This is a genomic window from Parageobacillus thermoglucosidasius, from assembly GCF_001295365.1.
Classification (GTDB): domain Bacteria; phylum Bacillota; class Bacilli; order Bacillales; family Anoxybacillaceae; genus Parageobacillus; species Parageobacillus thermoglucosidasius.
The window spans coordinates 1,403,197-1,425,342 of sequence record NZ_CP012712.1; the positions used below are offsets into that span (position 1 = coordinate 1,403,197).

General features: G+C 43.1%; 16 protein-coding genes. 11 read left to right on the top strand and 5 right to left on the bottom strand.

The window, feature by feature from the left end:
* Positions 1-65 precede the first annotated feature (65 nt).
* Positions 66-1,658 (top strand): fatty acid--CoA ligase, encoded by a 1,593-nt coding sequence (locus tag AOT13_RS06965; RefSeq protein WP_003252474.1) that lies wholly within the window; start codon positions 66-68, stop codon positions 1,656-1,658.
* A 418-nt stretch (positions 1,659-2,076) separates the two neighbouring features.
* On the opposite strand, the gene AOT13_RS06970 is transcribed toward AOT13_RS06965, so the two are convergent.
* Positions 2,077-2,286 carry an aspartyl-phosphate phosphatase Spo0E family protein gene (locus AOT13_RS06970; RefSeq protein WP_013401489.1) on the bottom strand — a complete coding sequence of 70 codons (210 nt, stop codon included), beginning with the start codon at positions 2,284-2,286 and terminating at the stop codon, positions 2,077-2,079.
* A gap of 282 nt (positions 2,287-2,568) precedes the next feature.
* Here AOT13_RS06970 and AOT13_RS06975 point away from each other — a divergent pair, with 282 nt between their 5' ends.
* Positions 2,569-3,471 carry a fumarylacetoacetate hydrolase family protein gene (locus AOT13_RS06975; RefSeq protein WP_042383664.1) on the top strand — a complete coding sequence of 301 codons (903 nt, stop codon included), beginning with the start codon at positions 2,569-2,571 and terminating at the stop codon, positions 3,469-3,471.
* 43 nt (positions 3,472-3,514) lie between these two features.
* Here AOT13_RS06975 and AOT13_RS06980 read toward each other — a convergent pair whose 3' ends face one another.
* Positions 3,515-4,711, bottom strand: coding sequence for an ornithine--oxo-acid transaminase (locus AOT13_RS06980; protein ID WP_042383661.1), 1,197 nt, complete (start codon positions 4,709-4,711; stop codon positions 3,515-3,517).
* 195 nt (positions 4,712-4,906) lie between these two features.
* Between AOT13_RS06980 and AOT13_RS06985 the strand changes: the two genes are divergently transcribed.
* Together AOT13_RS06985 and AOT13_RS06990 are read left to right on the top strand one after the other, a co-directional pair.
* On the top strand, positions 4,907-5,260 hold the full coding sequence (locus AOT13_RS06985; protein ID WP_003252468.1) for a YisL family protein: 354 nt from the start codon (positions 4,907-4,909) through the stop codon (positions 5,258-5,260).
* Between the two features lie 117 nt (positions 5,261-5,377).
* Positions 5,378-8,239 (top strand): EAL domain-containing protein, encoded by a 2,862-nt coding sequence (locus AOT13_RS06990; protein ID WP_042383659.1) that lies wholly within the window; start codon positions 5,378-5,380, stop codon positions 8,237-8,239.
* Positions 8,240-8,275: 36 nt separating this feature from the next.
* On the opposite strand, the gene AOT13_RS06995 is transcribed toward AOT13_RS06990, so the two are convergent.
* Complete coding sequence (locus AOT13_RS06995) at positions 8,276-8,824, bottom strand: DUF2777 domain-containing protein (protein WP_013877339.1); 549 nt, start codon at positions 8,822-8,824, stop codon at positions 8,276-8,278.
* Positions 8,825-9,100: 276 nt separating this feature from the next.
* On the opposite strand from AOT13_RS06995, the gene asnB reads away from it, so the two are divergent.
* Entirely contained in the window at positions 9,101-10,948 is a 1,848-nt protein-coding gene (gene asnB, locus AOT13_RS07000; protein ID WP_042383723.1) for an asparagine synthase (glutamine-hydrolyzing), read from the top strand.
* A gap of 109 nt (positions 10,949-11,057) precedes the next feature.
* Here asnB and AOT13_RS07005 read toward each other — a convergent pair whose 3' ends face one another.
* Positions 11,058-12,410 carry an MATE family efflux transporter gene (locus AOT13_RS07005; RefSeq protein WP_013877337.1) on the bottom strand — a complete coding sequence of 451 codons (1,353 nt, stop codon included), beginning with the start codon at positions 12,408-12,410 and terminating at the stop codon, positions 11,058-11,060.
* Positions 12,411-12,534: 124 nt separating this feature from the next.
* On the opposite strand from AOT13_RS07005, the gene AOT13_RS07010 reads away from it, so the two are divergent.
* On the top strand, positions 12,535-13,398 hold the full coding sequence (locus tag AOT13_RS07010) for a helix-turn-helix transcriptional regulator (protein WP_042383656.1): 864 nt from the start codon (positions 12,535-12,537) through the stop codon (positions 13,396-13,398).
* 31 nt (positions 13,399-13,429) lie between these two features.
* Here the strand turns inward: AOT13_RS07010 and AOT13_RS07015 are convergent, their stop codons facing one another.
* Complete coding sequence (locus AOT13_RS07015) at positions 13,430-15,196, bottom strand: alpha-glycosidase (RefSeq protein ID WP_042383654.1); 1,767 nt, start codon at positions 15,194-15,196, stop codon at positions 13,430-13,432.
* A 267-nt stretch (positions 15,197-15,463) separates the two neighbouring features.
* Between AOT13_RS07015 and AOT13_RS07020 the strand changes: the two genes are divergently transcribed.
* From AOT13_RS07020 to AOT13_RS07040, 5 genes are all read left to right on the top strand, one after another.
* On the top strand, positions 15,464-16,741 hold the full coding sequence (locus AOT13_RS07020; protein WP_042383653.1) for a sugar ABC transporter substrate-binding protein: 1,278 nt from the start codon (positions 15,464-15,466) through the stop codon (positions 16,739-16,741).
* A gap of 69 nt (positions 16,742-16,810) precedes the next feature.
* Positions 16,811-18,091, top strand: coding sequence for a carbohydrate ABC transporter permease (locus AOT13_RS07025; protein WP_042383651.1), 1,281 nt, complete (start codon positions 16,811-16,813; stop codon positions 18,089-18,091).
* Entirely contained in the window at positions 18,091-18,933 is an 843-nt protein-coding gene (locus AOT13_RS07030) for a sugar ABC transporter permease (protein WP_042383649.1), read from the top strand. The genes AOT13_RS07025 and AOT13_RS07030 overlap by 1 nt, the downstream gene beginning before the upstream one ends.
* Positions 18,934-19,008: 75 nt before the next feature.
* Positions 19,009-20,541 carry an alpha-amylase family glycosyl hydrolase gene (locus tag AOT13_RS07035; RefSeq protein ID WP_042383647.1) on the top strand — a complete coding sequence of 511 codons (1,533 nt, stop codon included), beginning with the start codon at positions 19,009-19,011 and terminating at the stop codon, positions 20,539-20,541.
* A 93-nt stretch (positions 20,542-20,634) separates the two neighbouring features.
* On the top strand, positions 20,635-21,660 hold the full coding sequence (locus AOT13_RS07040) for a LacI family DNA-binding transcriptional regulator (RefSeq protein ID WP_042383646.1): 1,026 nt from the start codon (positions 20,635-20,637) through the stop codon (positions 21,658-21,660).
* The last annotated feature ends 486 nt before the right edge of the window (positions 21,661-22,146 follow it).

Genomic DNA, 22,146 nt, shown 5'->3' on the forward strand with positions numbered 1-22,146 from the left:
ATAATAAAAAATAATGTATAATATAATTGTGAATTTTCTAAAATATTTAATAGGGGGATGGGATAATGAACGTGCCATTAATATTGACACAATTTTTGGATAGGGCTGTTTCATTGTACGGAGACAAAACGGCAATGATTTGCTCTGGCCGAACGCTTACATACAAACAATTAAACGAGCGGGTCAATCGGCTTTCTCACGGTTTGAAACAATTAGGCGTTGAAAAAGGGGATCGGGTCGCCTATTTGGCGCCAAATACGCTGGAAATGTTAGAAGGGTTTTACGGCGTATTTCAGCTTGGAGCAATCATGGTCCCGCTGAATACGCGCCTGAAACCGGATGATTATTTGTTTATTTTAAACCATAGCGAAAGCAAAGTGTTGTTTGTTGACCAAGATTTATATCATTTGATCGTGCCAATTAAGGAAAAGCTGCAGACGATAAAGACGATTATTGTCCATCAAAAAGATGAGGAAACAAATGAAATCGCTTACGATGAATGGCTGGCGCAGCATCCAAACACGCCGTTTGACCGGCCGGACATCGATGAAAATGATGTATGTAGCCTTTTATATACAAGCGGAACGACAGGAAATCCAAAAGGGGTCATGTTGACACATCGCAACAATTATCTTCACGCGTTAATATCCATGCATCATCTCCGCGTTTCCGACGAAGATACGTATTTGCATATATTGCCGATGTTTCATGTTAACGGATGGGGATCGCCATTTTATTATACGGCGAACGGAGCGACGCAAATCGGTTTACGGAAAGTCGATGCCAAGGTGATTTTTGATTATATCCAAACATACAAGGTAAGCGTTATGCATATGGCGCCGACCGTATTAAACATGCTCTTGCAGTATTATGACAAGCATAAGCCGGTCATCGACCATCCAGTCCGCGTTGTGATCGCTGGTTCTGCGCCGCCGCCATCCTTTGTCACGCGCGTGGAACAAGATCTCGGCTGGGAATTTATCCAAGTGTACGGCATGACAGAGTCTTCCCCGCTTAACCTAGTTTCCCAAATCCGTTCTCATTTGCGCGATTTGCCGCAGGAAAAACAGTACCGCCTGAAAGCGAAAGCAGGTTATCCGATGATCGGTTGCGATGTAAGAGTAGTGGACGAACATGGTGACGAAGTTCCGCATGATGGCAAAACGATTGGAGAGCTTGTTATAAGAAGCAACAATGTGATGAAAGGGTATTGGAAAAACCCAGAGGCAACGATGGAGACTATCCGTAACGGCTGGCTGTATACTGGCGATATGGGAACGGTCGATGAATATGGATACATTGACATTGTCGACCGGAAAAAAGATATCATTATCAGCGGCGGAGAAAATATTTCTTCCATTGAAGTAGAGGGAGTTTTATATGAGCATCCAGCAGTGCTGGAAGCGGCGGTCATCGCTGCGCCGCATGAAAAATGGGGGGAAACGCCGCACGCATTTGTTGTCGTCCGAACGGGGCATGAAGTGACAGAGGAAGAGCTGATTGCCTTTTCGCGTGAAAAGCTGGCGCATTTTAAAGCGATTACCGGCGTTACGTTTGTCGATGAATTGCCAAAAACAGCATCGGGAAAAATCCAAAAAGTACATTTGCGCAAACAGTATTGGGATTCCATCGGAAAAACGGGACGTTATGTCAATTAATATAAAGCGATGAGCCATTGCCAAAGCGGACCGGTATCGAATTGCGGGGAGCGGCTTGGCATGTTCAACATGAACATTGAATCTGTTATAAGATGTAAAATGTTTTCATAAGAAGTTCAGCGGAGATGTGTTTGATGCCATGCCTATCCGATGAGCGGGAAAGAGCCGCCAAACGCCTTTGCAGGAATGGAGCAGAGGGTGTGGGGCACACGCTGTTGGGCGGAATGCCGCTTAATGAAGAATAATGTTTAAAAATCAGAATATGATTCATCTCTTCCTGTTTCCCTCGTTGTAACAGTCACCGGCTTGGGCGGTACTATATTGCACCTGCCGGCAATTTTTCGGATCGGTCCGCTTGAATGGCTTATGGGAAAAAGCGGTTCTTCCGCAAATAAAAAGCCCCTCCTAATGCGCTACATTACTGAGGGAAGGGGGAGGAAGAGTGATCGATCAGCGCTGTTTCCCGCAAATACCGATTAATCAGTTCGTCCAATTCTTGGCTGCATTGAATCGTTTCTTTAGCGGTAAATCCGTGCGTCAATGCCAATTCGATCATCTGTTGTCGCTTTTCCTCGATTAAAACATTGACCATTGTATTCACCATCAATCTTTTTATGGTAGAGGACATTTTTTTATTCTCCTGCATCCATTCATATTAAATTTTATTTAAGGATAAACGATGCCTGCACTTGACAGTGGCACTATAAACAATGGGTGCGACAATAAGGGAGCTAACGAGTGAAAGGAGCTAAACATTATTATACATATGGCGACGAAAAAGGAAAGGTATTCGTTAAAATAAGTGATAATTTTACTAATTTAGACAAAATTCAACAAACAGCAGGGATTTTCGCGCAAAGAACGAATATGAACAAGTTGTGTATATTCCAATTGGGAAGGAGATTTTGCAATGAGATTTGTGACAGCGCAGCGCGGCAACGAAATATTTGTCGGAGCAATGGAGCAAGAGGAGAAAGTTGTCCATTTATGTCGTGCCGAACAGGCGATGCGCCAACAAGCAACGATTCCTTCGTCATTATTAGAATGCATCGGATTAGGGGATGAGTTTCTTCATAATGTGAAGGAAATTGTTGCATGGGCGAAAGAAAACCCGTCTGCGCAATATGTATATTCTTTGCGTGACGTTCGGTTGCTTGCGCCGATTCCACGTCCAGCGAAAAATATTTTTTGCGTTGGAAAAAATTATGTCGATCACGCCATTGAATTAGGAGGAAAGTCGGATATCCCGCAGCATCTCATTGTATTTTCGAAAGTGCCGACAACCGTCATCGGACATGAGGAAACGGTGTTGCGCCACGCCAATGTGACGGACGAATTGGATTACGAAGGAGAACTGGCGGTGGTGATCGGCAAGCGCGGAAAGGCGATCCGCAAAGAAGAAGCGCTTGATTACGTATTTGGTTACACGATTATCAATGACGTGACAGCAAGGGATTTGCAGGAACGGCATCAACAATATTTGCTCGGAAAAAGTTTAGATACGTTCTGTCCGATGGGGCCATGGATCGTCCATAAATCACTCATTGAAAATCCAAATAAGCTGCAAATTGAGACGAAAGTAAATGGGGAAATAAGACAAAAAGCAAGTACAGAACAATTTATTTTTAATGTCGAGACAATTATTGAAACGATTTCTCGCGGAATTACGCTAGAACCGGGGGATATTATCGCAACTGGAACGCCGGCGGGAGTCGGAAAAGGAATGAAACCGCCGCGCTTTTTGCAAACAGGCGATGTTGTTGAAATTACCGTGAAAGGAATCGGGACGTTAAGAAATAAAATCGGGGAATAAGAAAAAACGGGGCGTTTTTTGTGTATCTGCCCCGTTTCGCTTTTTATGATTGGGCAAACACTTTTTTCACTTTTTCTATCGCCCAATCGAGTTCTTCTTTTGTTATGACGAGCGGCGGTGCAAAGCGGATGACGGTATCGTGCGTTTCTTTGCACAACAGCCCTTCTTGCTGCAATTTTTCGCAATATGGGCGGGCAGAAGTATGAAGTTCCATACCGATAAACAATCCTCTTCCCCGCACTTCTTTAATGTCTGGATGTTGGATTTCCCGCAATTTTTGGATGAAGTAGCTTCCCAATTCCAACGAGCGCTCCGCTAATTTTTCTTCTATCATTACGTCAATGGCTGCGCTCGATACTGCGCATGCCAGCGGATTTCCGCCGAATGTCGAGCCGTGCGAACCAGGATTAAACACGCCGAGAATATCGCGGTTGGCTGCTACGCAAGAGATAGGAAACACACCTCCTCCAAGCGCTTTTCCAAGGATGTACATATCTGGAATGATGTTTTCCCAGTCGCAAGCAAACATTTTTCCGGAGCGGCCGAGACCAGATTGAATCTCATCGGCAATGTAAAGAACGTTGTTTGCTTTACATACATCGTGCGCTTCTTGCAAAAAGCCTTGCGGCGGAATGCGCACGCCCGCTTCCCCTTGGATTGGTTCAAAAATAAATGCGGCGGTGTTTTTTGTAATCGCTTTCTTCAGTGCGTTTATATCGCCGTATGGAATCACTTTTATGCCCGGCAGCATCGGCCCGAAACCGCGTTGATATTCCTCGTTTGAGGACATCGATACCGCTGCCATTGTCCGGCCATGGAAGTTATTTTCGCAAACGATAATTTCCGCTTTATCTTTTTCGACTCCTTTAACGTCGTACGCCCAGCGCCGCGCCGCTTTTAAAGCGGTTTCTACCGCTTCTGCGCCTGTGTTCATCGGCAAAACCATATCTTTCCCTGTCAGTTTCGCGACTTTTTCATACCAAGGGCCTAGCTGATCGTTATGGAACGCACGCGAAGTTAGCGTGAGGCGATCCGCTTGCTCTTTAAGCGCTTGAATAATTTTCGGATGGCGATGCCCTTGGTTGACCGCCGAGTAAGCGCTTAACATATCAATATAGCGATTTCCTTCTATGTCTTCCACCCAGACTCTTTCTCCTTTGGTGAGAACAACAGGAAGAGGATAGTAGTTGTTGGCACCGTATTGCTCTGTTAAACGGATCATTTCCACTGTTTTACTCATGCCGCTTCCTCCCTAGTTATTGTTATTGCTGCCTTTTTCATTATAGCAGAAAATGCAATTATATATGCGGGCGCATTTTATCCGGACATTTGTCTGCGCGCCATAAGCAGGCAAACGTTTCACGTGTTTAAAGTTTGTTTTTTCCGTTCGCTGCATGATATGATGATAATGAATTTCAGAAAAGGGAGGAACGATATGACACACGCGCATATAACAAGTTGGCTGATCACGATTGTATTATTTTTCGTCGCCGTTTCATTACTGCGTTCAGGATCTTCTAAAGCAAAAATCGTGCAAATGGTGCTCCGGCTGTTTTACATCTTGACGATTATAACCGGTCTTCTTTTGTTACATAGCATCGCTTCCATTTCCATATTGTATATTGTCAAGACGATTGCCGGCTTATGGCTGATCGGAGCGATGGAAATGGTTTTAATCAGCATGAAAAAAGAAAAAAGCGCAAAAGCTGCGTGGATTCAATGGATCATTGCGTTTGCGCTCGCGCTATTTTTAGGATTATCGCTACCGCTGGGATTTGATGTTTTTTGAAACAGGCGGCAGTTCCATCCGGAATTGCCGCTTTTGCATATAGAAAAAATGTGGTATGTTAATAGAAAGAATATTTTGTAAATTTTTCTAACATTCACATAAGTGTGGTGAAATATAATGAACGTATACCGTCTTTATTGTCATGATGCAGAACAATTGCATGATTTTATCACACAACACCACCTTACCCAATATGAACATATTTTTGTACAGATAGCGGCGCATAAAACAGGGCAGTCTGAGCTTGGCAAAATAATCGAATTGCTTCGCCGCTGTCTTCCGCAGGCGCAGCTGCTTGGCATGACATGCGGCGATCCTTTCCATCCCGGCGGCCGGTTTAACATCTGTTTTACGGTATTTGAAAAAGTCAGCGTTCACTCTGTGCTGCTGCCATATAAGGAGTTTGCCAATGAACTGGAGCTTGCGGCATATATTTCGGATGCGCTGATAACCGAAGAAACGAATCTTCTTCTTTTATTTACCGATCAAGAAAGCAATTTTCATTCACTTATTCGCCATATCCCGTTAGTAAACGATCAAACTGTTATTATTGCAGGACGGATGAAGGAAGGAGGGCGTTTGTTTTCACATGAAGGGATTGTCGCTGACGGCATAGTTGCGATTAGTTTTAACGGTTCTTCTTTGCGTGTTCAACTATCACACCCGTTTTTATGGGAGCCGGTTGGCGCCACTTTTCGGGTCACGAAATGTAGCGGGAACAAATTATACGAGCTGGATGGAAAAAAAGCGGCAAGATTGTTGGAACATTATTTAGGGAAGGAATTTATCGAGCGCTTGCCGTTTTCCGGTGCGGAGTTTCCGTTCGTTGTGGAGAAAAACGGGCATAAACAATGTTTATCTGTTGCAAAAGCAAATAAGGATGGTTCGATTGAAATAAACGGCCGCGTCGATCCTGGCGAGATGGTTAAGATTAGTTTCGTTCCTTTGCCGTCGCTATTTTGGCATATGTCTGATAAGTTAACGAAATTGGCGAAAAAACCAGCGGAAGCGATTTTTTTCTATCAGAGTATGGCCATGGAAGGTTATGTATCTCTCGCGCTGCAGCAAATCACTGCAACACTGGAACAAATTTCCCCAACGTTTACGCCGTTTTCTTTTGCCGAACTAGTAACAAAAGATAGATATGCTCCTATGCATCCAGCAACGTTTAGCATGGTCGCGTTATCGGAAAAAAATCGCCACAGAGCCGGCAGCGGAGCTTCCGTTTCTTTGCCGATCCCAAAATCTTTGCAAGGAGTGATGACGCTTGCGCATTTACTGTCCGCCACTTCCCGGGAAATGGAGCGGCTGCACGTTTGCGGGCAAATATCGCAATCGCTTTTTGAGCATAATACAGACATTGTGTATTCTACCGATTTGCATGGCAATTTAACGAACGTGAATCCCGCGTTTGAGAAAGTTCTTGGCTACAAAAGAGAGGAAGTATTGCATACGAACGCTTTAAAATACATCCATCCGAATGATGTGCGCCGCGTCAGCATGCATTTTTATCGGGCGCTGCGCGGAAAAATCCAATATTATAATTTAGAAATACCGACAAAATCGGGGAAACCATTATTGTTCCAAATTAAGAACGTTCCGATTGTTGTCGATGGAAAAAAAGTGGGGATTTATGGGATTGGCAGGGATATTACCGAACAGAAAAAAGCGGAAGAAAAAATTTCATATTTGGCGTATTATGACCCTGATACCCATCTGCCAAACCGGACGAAGTTTATGGAAATCATCACCGAACAATTGGAGAAGGCAAAACGAAAAAACCGGAAGCTGGCGGTTGTTTTCATCGATTTAGATCGTTTTAAGCGCATTAATGACAGCATAGGGCATTATGCGGGAGATGAAATTTTAAAACAGGTCGTCCAGCGCATTCTCCATGTTTTGCCAATTGAAGCGCATTTAGGAAGGTTTCATGGGGATAAGTTTTGTTTGCTTTTAACGGGGCAAATCCATTCAGAAAAGGTGTTTGAAACAGCAACTCGCATTGCCAAAGAAATGACGAAACCGATTGTGTATGACGGAAAAGAATTTTTTATTACAGCAAGCATTGGAATCAGTTTTTATCCAAGCGATGGAGTCGATGCACATTCGCTGTTGAAAAACGCGGATATCGCTGTCAGCAGGGCAAAGCGGAGCGGAGGAAACCGCGTCCAGTTTTATTCTGCGAAAATGAACGATGAAACGCTGCATCGTTTAGAAATGGAAAGATATTTGCGAAAGGCGCTGGAAAAACGAGAACTTTTTCTATGCTACCAGCCGATTGTCGATATAACGACAGGAAAAATTGTCGGCAACGAAGCTTTGATTCGCTGGCGCCATCCTAAGCTTGGACTTGTGAGGCCGGATGAATTTATTTCGCTGGCAGAAGAAACAGGTCTTATTCATGAAATTGGAAGATGGGTATTGGAAACAGCATGTAAGCAAACGAAAAAATGGCAAGCATTAGGCAATCAACAACTTTCGATATTTGTCAACGTATCAGCGGCACAATTTCAGCACGAAAGTTTTATTAATGATGTTAAACGGGCGTTGGCGCAATCACAGCTCTCTCCGGATTGTTTACACTTAGAATTAACAGAAAATTCTATGCTTCGCAATCTTCATCACAGCATTCAAGTAATGAAAGAATTGCAGCGGATCGGCGTCGGTATTGCCATTGATGATTTTGGCAGCGGATACGCTTCGTTTAGTTACTTAAAAAATTTACCGGCAAACATATTGAAAATCGATCGCTCATTTATTAAGCAGATCCATACGAATTCTTCCGATATTGCGATTGTTAAGGCGATGATTACGATGGGGCATGGATTAGGGATGAAAATAGTGGCTGAAGGGGTTGAAACGGACGAGCACCTTCAATTGTTAAAAATGCTCCGGTGCCATTATGTGCAAGGATACGCGTTATATCGGCCGGCAACTGCGGAAGAGTTGTCAGCGCATATAACGGTCGGCAAGCCTTAAAAGAAAAAACGGGGAAAGGCCAAAGCTCTTTCCCCGCTATCCGGATTGCGCGCAAACAAACCGTTTTCCGGTGTTAAATGTGATTTCAAAGCGGTCTCTGCATGTGTTTCCGCGTTCATAGTAATGTTGGACATTGCTGACAAGTTCGGTGTTATCGTAAATGATAAAGTTAACGCCTGCGTATTTTTCAAATAATAAGCCATTATAGCAATATAAGCAATCATATAAAGAAAAGCCGTGTTCATTTAACCATTGCACAAAATGAAAAAACGTTTTGTCGGAAAGCGATTCGAGCCATTGCTGATAAGCGTACGGAAGCCGCTTGCGAAACCGGACGCGATCACCGTTTTGCAAAGGAAAAGAGCCGATGCCTGTATCGATGATTCCGCCTTGTTGAAGTTGCCCGCACATCCAATCGCCGTGGCGGAAAACCTCGATACTCCCTTCTGTCATCTCCTCAAGCAACGACGCTTCCTCATCTTCTTCATCAAAAAAGATCCATTCGTCGTTGGCAAATTCAACTGTTCCTTGCGTGTAAGCGCGTTTTTGTTCATTGATGAATGGAAGGCGACGTTCCATATCCAATTTTCTTTCTCCTCCTTTATTTTCTGTTTTGCCAAATTGTCCCTGATTTATACGCATCGTTCTTGCGATCGGACAATTCATCGAAATGAGAAGTGCTGCATAAAATGGAATCATGCCAATACGGAAGGCATTAATGAAAAAGAACAGCGGGATGGCAAAGTGCGGCGCGGGGAAAACAGGACGATTGCCGCAGCTGAACAAAACATGGAGAACGGAACGAGTTACGCTGAAAACAAAATAACTTTTTTCTCATCTGTAAAGAAAGGATTGGTTCATATGTGTGGTATCACCGGTTGGGTTGATTTTCAGCGCGATTTGCGGACAGAAAAAGAGACGATCGTTAAAATGACAGAAACGTTGGCGAAACGCGGACCTGACGACACGAATGTTTGGTTTAGCGAGCATGCCGCATTTGGGCATAAGCGCCTTATTGTGGTTGACCCAGCAGGTGGCAAACAGCCGATGACAAGAATAAAAAACGGGTATCATTATACCGTTTGTTATAACGGAGAACTGTACAATACGGAAGATATTCGCAAAGAATTGTTAAAAAAAGGATATACGTTCCGGGGGCATTCGGATACGGAAGTATTGTTAACCGCTTATATGGAGTGGAAAGAACGCTGCGTCGACTATTTGAACGGAATTTTCGCTTTTGCGATTTGGGACGAACAACGCGGACAGCTGTTTTTAGCGCGAGACCGGCTCGGCGTAAAACCGCTTTTTTACCGGCATGACCATGCCAGCATTTTATTTGGTTCGGAACTAAAGGCAATTTTGGCGCATCCGGATGTTAAAGCGGAAGTGGATGGGGAAGGGTTGGCGGAAGTATTCGGATTGGGCCCGTCACGGACGCCCGGGCACGGAGTGTTTCGTGGAATGAAAGAATTGCGCCCGGCGCACGCGTTAACGTTTTCCCGCGAAGGGATAAGAGTATGGCGCTACTGGAATGTGCAAAGCGATGTGCATAGAGACTCGCTGGATGAGACGGTGGAAAAATTGCGTTTTCTTCTTATTGATGCTGTTACGCGCCAGCTTGTTTCCGATGTGCCTGTCTGCACTTTTTTATCCGGCGGGATTGATTCGAGTTCCATTACCGCCATTGCCGCAACGGTGTTTGCGAAAGAAGGAAAAGGACAGCTTCATACGTATTCTATTGATTACGAAGGAAACGACCAATATTTCCAAGCCAATGATTTTCAACCAAATGCGGACACTCCTTTTATTGAACTCATCTCGGAAACGTTTCAAACCGTCCATCACCATTGTGTTATTAGTCAAGAAGCTCTGTTTGACCATTTGCGGGAGGCAGTGGTTGTTCGGGATATCCCCGGCATGACGGATGTTGACTCTTCTTTGTTATGGTTTTGCAGACAAATCCGCAAAGATTTTGTTGTTAGTTTATCCGGAGAATGTGCCGATGAAATTTTTGGCGGCTATCCTTGGTTTCACCGTCCTGACGATTTAGAAAGAAGGGGATTTCCATGGATGCGGTCGACGGAAGCGCGGATTGATTTGTTAAAAGAGGAATGGAAAAAGAAACTGCGGCTCGATGAATATGTGCAAACGCGCTTTCGCAAGACGATTGCCGAAGTTCCAAGGCTGGAAGGAGAAAGCGCGGAAGATGCCAAACGGCGCGAATTATTTTATTTGAATATGATTTGGTTTATGACGACGCTTTTGGATCGAAAAGACCGCATGAGCATGGGCGCAAGTTTGGAAGTCCGCGTGCCGTTCGCCGATCATCGGCTAGTCGAATATGTGTGGAACATTCCGTGGGAAATGAAAATGTATGGCAACCGTGAAAAAGGCATTTTACGCAAGGCACTTGAGGGGATTTTGCCAGAAGAAGTGCTCTATCGCAAAAAAAGCCCTTATCCGAAAACACACCATCCGCTTTATACAAAGTTAGTAAAAAATTGGGTAAAAGAATTACTACATGATCGTTCGTCGATTCTTTACGAATTTTTCGATACTAAAAAATTGGAAGAATTAGTAGAAACAGAAGGTAAATCGTTCCAAGCGCCTTGGTTCGGGCAGTTAATGACAGGGCCGCAGCTGTTGGCGTATCTCGGCCAAGTGCACGTATGGTTCCAACAATACGGCATTACGATAAAGGAATAGTGAAGAGCTGCGACAAGCGCAGCTCTTTTTTCGGGAAATCCTTCCGTTTCAACACAGTTTTCATAAACAAGCGGGAAATCCTTCCATTTCAACACAGGCAAGCGATCCATTAGGCGGGTTCGATATGTGGAATAAATGATTTTTTTATCCATGCTTTTGAACGCCAACGCCATAACATCAATAATCCGCGCAACCATTCATCGGCGATAAACGAAAGCCATACGCCAATCAATCCTAATTCCATCACAATGCCAAAAAAGTAGGAAATGGTCACACCGACACCCCACATCGACAATATCCCCATATATACTGGAAACTGGACATCCCCAGCGGCCCGCAATGAACTGATAATGACAAGATTAAAGGAGCGACCGGGTTCCAATATGATCGTTAATAAAAGCAGCGTTTTACCGGTACTAATAATTTGCTTATCGCTTGTAAATAAGGAAAACAACTGTTCAGCAAACATGTAGCTGAACGAAGCCATCAGAATCGAGATGATAATCGCGCTACGCAAACTTTTTAAACAGCGCGTATACGCTTCTGCATATCGTCTTGCTCCGACGAAATGACCGACAAGAATTTGTGTGCCTTGGCTAATTGCAATGCCAAATAAAAACACAAACATCATAATATTTTGCGTATATACTCTCGTTGTTAACGCTTCTGTCCCAAGCCAAGTAATAAAATATGTAATAAGCATTTGCGCCGCATCGTACGACAAGTGTTCTCCAGCGGCTGGAATCCCGATTTTTAACAAATCCCGAACGTAATAAAATGGTAAAGAACGAAGGACGGATAATGAAAATGGTATTTTTGTCCGTTTCAGCAATAAAGCAAAAATAACAGTCAATCCGATGAGACGGCTCACCGTGGTTGAAATGGCGACCCCTTTTACTCCTAATATTGGAAAACCGAATGGTCCAAAAATAAATAAGAAGTTGCCAATCACATTTAGTATGTTCATACCAATCGTTACATACATCGTTTCGCGGGTAAAGCCGTAGCTTTTTAATATTGCCCCAATGGTCATGATGAGCGCTTGGATAAATAAAAATCCGCCGACGATCATTAAATAGTCGTTCGCCTCTGCAAGCAAACGACTTGATAGCTTCATCGTATATAAAATTGGCTTTCCGAAAAAGAACAATATACCGCTGAGCACAAGACCAAATAAGAAGTTAATGATGATAGAAACAAGCGAAACTTCCACGGCGTTTTGCTTTCTTCCCGCCCCTAAATATTGCGCTACTAAAACGGTAGTCGCCAAGGTGACGAAATTAAACATGACAATAATGAGAGAAATGATTTGATTCGCTACGCCGACAGCGGCGACAGAATCATCGGAATATTGGCTTAGCATCAATGTGTCGGCATTGCCCATCACCATGTATAGCAGTGTTTCAATAAAAATCGGCCATGTCAGTGAAAACAAGGAAGGCTTTTTTTGATCGGTGTTCATCAAGACAACTCCTTTGATCATTCCGACTTTAAAACTATATCAAGTTTATCTAGTTTATTGCATAATAAGAAGAGAAAAGAGCGATTTGATTTGTATATTTCCGATATACAAAAGGAGGTTTGGGATGGAATACATTGCGTTTTCTTTTCCGCCGTTTCCGGTTTTTATTAAAGGGGCAGAAAGCGTATTTACAAAGGGGCAAAAACATTTTCGACGAACGTTTTCTGTGTTTGATTTGTTGTATGTCAAAAAAGGGTGTCTATATATGACGGAGGAAACCAATGAGTTTGCTGTAAAAGAAGGGGAATATCTTATTCTTATTCCAGAAAGAGAGCATTACGGGCATCGTCCTTGCACGGAAGACACGCAATTAGTTTGGCTCCATTTTGCGATCGAGGGAGAATATGACATCGTTCAAAAACAATCGTTAAGTTGGCAAAACGTCATTGAGAGAGAAGCAACATATGTCGAGCCGGTCCAATATCGCTTTTGGATACGCCAATACGCCAAAGTAAAGCAAAGGGAGCGCATCGAACAATTGCTTCAACAATTAGTTGAACTGAATGAGGAAAGAGATCCGGATCGTTCATTAAAGCAATTACTCTATTTTGTCGAATTTCTTTGGCAATTGCAGAAACAAGAACTGCATATTCCAAGCGCTTCTGAGAAAGTGTGCGCCGAAGCGGTTGCCTACATTGAACGGCATTATGCGGAACCAATTACGATTCAGCAGCTCGCCCAATCGTTGCGATTTCACCCTGACTACATTACCCGTTGCATGCAAAAAACAATTGGTATGAGTTTTGTACAATATTTGAATTATTACCGCTTGTCAAAAGCAAAAAAATGGATGGCAGAAACGAATGAAACGATTGAAGCAATTGCCAAACGGGTGGGAATTGAGGATGGTGCTTATTTTTCGAGGCTTTTCAAAAAGATGGAAGGAGTGACGCCGACGGAGTATCGGCGGACAGTGCATCGGGCGTAGGAAAAGCGAGGGAGAGGACTGCCCTCGCTTTTTACCAATCTTGCACTTGATAGAGAAGAAAGCCATATGGAGGAATTATGGCGCGCAACGTTTCGGACTCAACAGCAAACCGCTCCTTCGTCCATAAATTGACGAGCCATTTTCCTTTTAAAGACAAAGGAACGGTGACATCAATCTCCTTACTGCTATTGTTGATCATGACTAAAATCGTTTCATCAAGATAGGTTTTCGTATATATTAAATGGTTTGATTCATCGCTTGCGTCCATAAATGTAATTTTTCCCCGTCTGAAAGCGGGATGGGCTTTGCGAAGCGCAATCAGTTTTTTTACATGCTCCAATATATCCCTATTTTGCTTTTCTTCCTCCCAAATCATGCATTTCCGACATCCTGGATCTTGCCCGCCGGTCATGCCAATTTCATCGCCGTAGTATATGCATGGCGAACCGGTAAAAGAGAGCTGAAATAAAAACAACAGCTTGACCTTCCGCACATCATTGTCGCATACTGTTAAAATTCTTGGTGTATCGTGGCTGCCAAGCAAATTAAACGCCGCTTCGTTGACGTTTTCTGGGTACGAATGAAGAACATTAGTCATTATATTGGCAAATTGTTTGGCACCAATTTCATTTTTCGCAAAAAAGCGGATTGCTCCATTGGTAAATGGGTAGTTCATAACGGCATCAAATTGATCGCCTCTCAACCATGGCATTGCATCATGCCAAATTTCTCCAAGAATATAAACATCGGGTTTTATAGACTTTACTGCCTGACGGAATTCGCGCCAAAATTGATGGTCTATTTCATTGGCCACATCGAGCCGCCAGCCGTCGATATCAAACTCACGAATCCAATAAGTTGCTACGTCTAATAAATACTTTTTCACTTCAGGGTTTTCTGTATTTAGTTTTGGCATTTGGGCGACAAATGCAAACGTGTCATAGTTTGGCCTTGGGGTTGTCTGAAGCGGAAATTCATGAATATGGAACCAATCTTTATATTTAGATGCTTCCCCATTTTTTAGCACATCCTGAAACGGTGAAAAATAATAGCCGCAATGATTAAACACCGCATCTAACATGACACGTATTCCTTTTTCATGACAAAGATCAACTAGTTTTTTGAATGTTTGTTTGTCGCCAAAGTGAGGATCAATTTCGAAATAATTGGTTGTGTCATATTTATGGTTAGAAGGTGCGTGGAAAATAGGCGTTAAATAAATGCCATTAACGCCAAGGTCGACAAGATGATCGAGATGTTGGATAATTCCTTCTAAATCACCGCCGAAAAAGCTCGTCGATGTCGGGTCTTCACTTGCCCACGGCAGTGCTTCTTCTGGATTGATATCTGGATTTCCATTAGCGAAGCGTTCAGGAAAAATCTGATACCAAACCGTGTCTTTCACCCATTCCGGTGCATGAAATACATCTATTTTATTTAAAAAAGGAAAACAAAAATAGTAAGCTGTATCGTCCGTCGGTGCTTCGTGATAAAAGCCTTTTTCTGTATATACTATTTTTTCATTTTCGGACGTTAACTCAAATCCGTAGCGAATGCGGCGATATGGAGGAATCACTTCGATAAACCAGTAGTCAAATAAATCGTCGGCTCCGCTTTTTGCCATAGGTTCACGGTTTAGCTTCCAAACGCCATCTTTCCATTCATATGGATCAGCATAAAGAAGGTAAACGGTTTTGATATCATCTTTTTTCGTTCGAAGGCGAATATGTAACGTTTTTTCGTCGTATGCGTAAGCAAAGTTATCTTTTGGACGATGATAAATCGCTTCTTTAAACATTTTCTTTACACCCCTTTAAATAAACGCAATCGTTTGCGCATTGATCGCTTTTTTATTTAAAGAGTAGAATAATTGAATAAAAAAGTCAATTTTTTTATTGAAATAAGCTTGTAAAATAAAAAATAGACGGTATAATGAAAGTGAACGGTGCAATCGTTTTCATTAAAGAACGGTATCATTTTTTTAAGAACTTTTGTGCAAACGATTTCCTAAAAACGATTGTGCTGCAATGAATTTATTCATGATTCATTTTTAGGAGGGGGACGTATGAGAAAAGTTGTTTCGCTGTTTATGGCCACGATTCTCATGATCGGTGTATTGGCTGCTTGTGGCCCAAAACGTGATGCTGAACAAGTAAAAGACAACAACAAGGGAAATACAACAGAAAATGTAGAAAAACCGGAAAAATTAGTGGTCTGGGTAAATGACGAAGAAAAACAAAAGCAAGCATTAAATGACATCTTTAAAAAATATACGGAGAAAACAGGCATTAAAGTGGAAACGGTCGCTGTGAGCATGCTTGATCAGGCGAAAAAAATCGCGTTAGATGGTCCGGCAGGCAAAGGTCCTGACATATTTTATCAGCCACATGACCGTATTGGCGACATTGTCCTCCAAGGTTTAGCTGATCCGGTAGAGCTTGGAGACTCAGAAAGCGAATATAGTAAAACGGCAGTGGATGCGGTTACTTATGATAGACAGATTTATGGCGTACCGTTTGTTGTGGAAACTTATGGCTTATTTTACAATAAAAATTTAGTGCCAGAAGCTCCGAAAACAATAGAAGAACTGACGAAAATCGCGAAAGAAAAAACAAACCCGGCCAAAGATCAATACGGCTTCTTGATGGAAGCAGCCAACTTCTATTTTGTCTATCCATTCTTTGCGGGATATGGCGGCTATGTATTCCGTAGTGAAGATGGAAAGATGGATGTAAGCGATATTGGACTGGCGAATGATGGTGCTGTCAAAGGTGCTGAACTCGTTCAATCTTGGTTTAAAAATGGATACATTCCAAAGGAAATTAATCAAGATGTGATGAATGGATTATTTACAAAAGGAAATGTAGCAACCGTAATCAGCGGTCCGTGGAACATTGCCACCTATCGTGATGCGTTAGGGGACAAACTGGCAACCGCACCGCTTCCAGTATTAGAAAACGGGGAGCATCCGAAATCGTTTGTCGGTGTGAAGGCATGGATGTTATCTGCCTACTCGAAAAATAAAGAGTGGGCAACGGACTTGATGAAGTTTATAACAAATGAAGAAAATTCGCTCCATTATTATGAAGTCGCAGGGGAAATGCCGGCAAATGAAAAAGCATTAACGAACGAGAAGATCACAAATGACCCATTAATTTCTGGATTCGCAGAACAAATCCAATATGGCGAACCGATGCCAAATGTACCGCAAATGTCGCAAGTATGGGACCCAATGGGCAATGCGCTACAGTTTATTGCCAAAGGCGATAATCCAAAAGAAGTATTGCAAGAAGCGGTAAAAACGATTCAAGATAAAATTGCTGCTAGTGGTGGAGGAAAATAATTATTGAAGTCAATGGTGGGTAGAGCAGTTTCTATCCACCATTCTTATCACGTTTAAGGGGGATTTACCATGTCTGAACAAAAGATGCGACATCATCCTACTGTTGCTGTTATTCTTTCCATTCTTTTTGCAGGATTGGGACAACTATATAATCGACGTTATGTAAAAGGAATTTTATTTATTGTTATTGAAGCTGCATTTCTAATCACATTTTATAATTTTTTAAATATTGGATTATGGGGGCTTATTACATTGGGAGAAATCCCGATGGTCGATCACTCGATTTTCTTATTGATTCAAGGGCTAGTATCTGTCATTATTATCGCATTCGCGGCCGTTTTGTATTATTTCAATATTATCGATGCGCGTAAAGATGCGCTTCGCCTGCAGCGTGGAGAACCGTTTCCGTCGCTCTTGGAATCATGTAGAAACGCGTGGGATAAAGGATTTCCATATGTATTTGTCACACCAGGGCTGATTATGCTTTTATTTATTGTTGTGCTACCACTGCTTTTTATGGTGTCGCTAGCGTTTACAGATTACAACTTGTACAACTCGCCGCCTCGTCGTCTATTGCATTGGGTTGGCTTTAAAAACTTTAAAAATTTAGTATCGGTTCCAATTTGGCAAGATACGTTTTTCAGCGTCTTTGCTTGGACAATTGTCTGGACTGTTGTCGCAACGACATTGCAAATTGCACTCGGCTTGTTTTTAGCGATACTCGTCAATGATCCGCGCATTAAGTTTAAACGCTTTATTCGCACGGTTTTAATTTTGCCTTGGGCGGTGCCGGCATTTGTCACCATTCTTGTATTTGCGGCGATGTTTAACGATAAATTTGGGGCGATCAACCGTGATATTTTAAGTGCTTTCGGCGTCATGATTCCGTGGATGACCGATCCGTTTTGGACAAAAGTAGCCCTTATTTTAATCCAAACATGGCTTGGATTTCCGTTCGTATTTGCCTTATTTACAGGGGTTCTGCAAAGCATTTCCCGCGATTGGTACGAAGCAGCCGAGATAGATGGAGCAACGCGCTGGCAAAAGTTCCGCTCGATTACGCTGCCGCACGTCTTGTACGCAACCGCACCGCTGTTAATTATGCAGTATGCCGGCAACTTTAACAACTTTAATATTATTTATCTATTCAATGATGGCGGCCCGGCTGTACGCGGACAAAATGCTGGAGGAACGGATATTTTAATTTCTTGGGTATATGATTTGACGTTTACGACAAACAACTACAATATGGCTGCAGCGATTTCAATCATTATCGGGTTAATCGTGAGCGGTTTTGCCTTGTATCAATTCCGGCGTACACGTTCCTTTAAAGAGGAGGGAAACATTTAATGAATCGGAAAATAAAATCACGCATAGAGGTGACCTTGATATATTTATTTATTGCATTCATGTTCGTTGTCATTGCCTATCCGCTTCTTTGGACAATCAGCATGTCGTTAAATCCGGGAACGAGTTTATATTCCGCATCGTTGATCCCGGAAAAACCATCGTTGGAACATTATAAATGGTTATTTACAAGCCCACAAAGCGATTATTTGTTATGGTATAAAAATAGTTTATTCGTCGCTGTTATCAATGCAATTTTATCCGTATTTTTTACCGCATTAATTGCCTATGCTTTTTCCCGCTACCGATTTGTCGGACGGAAAATGGGGCTGTATTTATTTCTTGTGTTGCAAATGTTTCCGTCCTTAATGGCGATGGTTGCCCTTTATATTTTGTTAAACATGCTTCATCTATTAGATTCGTTATGGGGGCTGATTTTAATTTACGTAGGCGGGCAAATTCCATTTAACGCATGGCTTGTGAAAGGGTATTTTGATACGATTCCGCGCGAGCTTGATGAAGCGGCGCGCATGGATGGTGCAGGGCATTTTGGCGTGTTCTTTCGCATTATGCTTCCGTTGGCAAAGCCGATTTTGGCCGTTGTTGCTTTATTCAATTTTATGGCTCCGTTTACCGATTTCTTATTACCGTCTATTGTTTTACGTGATCCAGAAAAATATACGCTTGCCGTCGGATTGTTTAACTTTATTAGCGACCGTTTTGCTAATAACTTCACGCGGTTTGCGGCTGGCTCGATTTTAATTGCGGCTCCGATTGCCATCGTATTCTTATTCTTGCAGCGTTATTTAATTTCCGGCTTAACAGCGGGTGGAACAAAAGGGTAATAACCGTTATGATAAAAATGGTATTACCCCTTTCCGAAAAAGCAACGATATTACGATCAAAGGGGGGAAACGGAAATGGGGAATCGAGTATTCGCTCTGTTTATACTTCCGTGTCTTCTTTTTTATGCGTTTCCGGTACAAGCCGCTGAAAAAGAAGAACGAACCTGGCAGGATGAAGCAATTTATTTCATCATGGTTGACCGCTTTAACAACATGGACCCAAGCAATGATTACAATGTCAACGTCAATGACCCGAAAGGCTATTTCGGCGGTGATTTAAAAGGAGTGACTGCCAAACTGGACTACATTAAAGAGATGGGGTTTACGGCGATTTGGCTCACGCCGATTTTCAAAAACGAACCGGGCGGGTACCATGGCTATTGGATTCAAGATTTTTACAAAGTCGATCCGCACTTTGGCACGATGGAAGATTTAAAAACATTAGTCAAGGAAGCGCATAAACGCGGGATGAAGGTCATTTTAGACTTTGTCGCCAATCATACGGGGTATCATCATCCATGGCTGAATGACCCGGCAAAAAAGGATTGGTTCCATGAGAAAAAAGAAATTTTCGATTGGAATAACCAAAAGCAAGTAGAAAACGGCTGGGTGTACGGCCTCCCGGATTTGGCGCAGGAAAATCCGGAAGTGAAGCGCTATTTGATTGATGCGGCGAAATGGTGGATTAAACAGACTGACATCGACGGCTACCGCTTAGATACGGTTCGCCATGTGCCAAAGTCATTTTGGCAGGAATTTTCCAAAGAAGTGAAGTCCGTAAAAAAAGATTTCTTCCTTATTGGTGAAGTATGGAGCGAGGACCCGCGCTATATCGCTGATTACGGCAAATATGGCATTGACGGATTTATCGATTACCCGCTTTATAACGCGGTAACGAAAACACTGACGAAGCGCGATCAATCGTTGCGTTCGCTTTACGACGTATGGGAATATAACAAAACGTTTTATGACCGTCCGTACTTGCTTGGCACGTTTTTGGACAACCATGATACGGTCCGGTTTACGAAGCTGGCGATTGACAATCGGCAAAATCCGATTTCACGAATCAAGCTTGCTATGTCTTATTTGTTCTCCGCTCCTGGCATTCCGATTATGTATTACGGAACGGAAATCGCGATGAATGGGGGAGAAGACCCGGATAACCGCCGTTTAATGGATTTTCGCGCCGACCGGGAAATCATTGATTATATTAAAAAACTTGGCGAATTGCGGCAAAAACTTCCTTCCTTGCGGCGCGGTGATTTTACGTTGCTGTATGAAAAAGACGGCATGGCCGTATTTAAGCGCCATTACAAAGACGAAACAACGGTGATCGCCATTAATAATACAGGAAAAACACAAAAGGTGCATATCACGAATGACCAACTGACGCCGGGAAAAGAGCTGCGCGGGCTGCTTGCCGGCGATTTAGTGCGGAGCGGCCGCGATGGCTATGATATTATTATCAATCGCGAAACAGCGGAAATTTACGCGCTTGCCGATAAAACAGGGATCAATATTCCTTTTATCATGGCGATTGTCGCTGTTTACGTATTATTTATCCTATTTTTGTACCTTGTTAAAAGGCGGTCGAAACAGGCGACGTAAGCTGGCGTTCCAAAACAGTAAAAATGAATGACTATGTGCAACGTAACGTGATAAAAATTATACTATGGATAAAAAGTGAATGGGGGAGTGAAGATGACTGTCACGATCAAAGATGTCGCGAAACGCGCAAACGTGGCTCCCTCCACGGTTTCCCGTGTTATCGCCGACAGTCCGCGCATCAGCGAGAAAACGAAGCGGAAAGTGCGCGAGGCGATGAAAGAACTTGGATATCACCCAAATTTTATTGCGCGCAGCTTGGCAAACCAAGCGACGCAAGTCATCGGCATCGTCATGCCGAGCGCGGCGGAACAGGCGCTGCAAAACCCGTTCTTTCCAGAAGTCATCCGCGGCATCAGCAAGGCGGCGCATGAAAAAAAATACGCGCTGCAAATGTCCACGGGCGAAAAAGAAGTGGAAATTTATGAAGGGGTCGTCGACATGCTGCAAGGCCGCCGCGTAGACGGGGTGATTTTATTATACTCGCGCATCGATGATAAACTGATGAAGTATTTGCAAAAAAACAAATTCCCATTTGTCGTGATTGGGAAGCCGCATCAAAAGGCGGAACAAATCACTCATGTCGATAATGACAATTACCTGGCGGGCAAAGAGGCGACCGAGTATTTGATTGCGCGCGGCCATGAACGAATCGCTTTTGTCGGCGGCAATAAGCAATACTTGGTCACCGTTGACCGTCTGAGCGGGTATGAGGCGGCGTTGAAAGAAGCTGGCCTTCCTTATCGTGAAGACTATATCATGCATGAAGAATTTCTGCAGGAAGGCGGCCAAGAGGCGATGAAAGAGCTGCTTTCGCTCGCAGACCCGCCGACCGCGCTTGTCGTCGCCGACGACTTAATGGCCTTAGGCGTGCTGAAGACGTTGGATGAAATGAACCTGCGCGTTCCCGATGACATTTCGATCGTCAGCTTCAACAACACGCTGCTGGCGGAAATGTCAAGTCCGCCGCTGACATCGGTCGACATCCACATTTTCCAGCTCGGCTATGAAGCGACGAAAAGTCTCATTGAAAAAATCAGCAACCCAAACGAGCCGGTCAAGCGCATTATTATTCCACATCGGATTGTCGAACGGCTTTCGTGCGGTTGCTATCAGAAATAAACAGCTGACACAAGCGGCCACCCTGCACATGGTCGTTTGGCGTCAGCTTTTTTAAATTGGGGAAGTTTATTTACCATGAGCAGATAGTTTGTATGTTTCTGATTGGAAAATTAAATTAGTGGGAGGAATAGACGAGAGGAAGACTTTATTAGCATGGTATGCGGTTTGGGAAAAGGAGTCTTTACGAGGAAATGCACCCATCTTATATGTAGGGAACAAAGGGAGTTGTAAATATGTGAGCACATAGCGTGCAATCATTATCTTTCATCTTCGCGTTTCAAGCTGCGTTATCTTCCCATTTTCAAAAGTTGATTCAATAAGCTTTGGCAAAATAACGAGATATCGTTTGCATGTGTAAGTTAATGGTCTGTATTAGACATACTAATTTTACTTGCAGACGAGAAAAAAGATTATAAAAAACTCGGGAAAAATAAAACTACCTGTCTCCTGTAGAGTTCAGGAAAACAGGTAGTTTAGAATGTAGAG